This window comes from Rahnella sp. RFA10(1/100) (genome assembly GCF_004195115.1).
GTDB lineage: Bacteria > Pseudomonadota > Gammaproteobacteria > Enterobacterales > Enterobacteriaceae > Rahnella > Rahnella perminowiae.
Genome location: NZ_SEWR01000032.1, coordinates 1 through 325 on the forward strand (window position 1 = coordinate 1; position 325 = coordinate 325).

Sequence of the window (325 nt, forward strand, 5' to 3'; positions counted from 1 at the left end):
ACACTACCATCGGCGCTACGGCGTTTCACTTCTGAGTTCGGCATGGGGTCAGGTGGGACCACCGCGCTAGTGCCGCCAGGCAAATTCTGTTTTATCCGTACCGCAGCGCATCAGGGTTGCTCACCCCACGCCGCCATACGAACCAATCCCGGAACATTCCGCTGAAAATCTACTCTCTCGAGCCTGTCTCTCAAATCAAAAACACCTTTGGTGTTGTAAGGTTAAGCCTCTCGGGTCATTAGTACTGGTTAGCTCAATGCATCGCTGCACTTACACACCCAGCCTATCAACGTCTTAGTCTTAAACGTCCCTTCAGGTGGCTTAA

Annotated in this window: 2 rRNA genes; both read right to left on the reverse strand. The window is 52.3% G+C overall.

Annotated elements, in window-relative coordinates:
* Positions 1-80: ribosomal RNA gene (rrf, locus tag ETV65_RS24795) — 5S ribosomal RNA — on the reverse strand; the annotation flags it as partial.
* Between the two features lie 137 nt (positions 81-217).
* Positions 218-325: ribosomal RNA gene (locus ETV65_RS24800) — 23S ribosomal RNA — on the reverse strand; the annotation flags it as partial.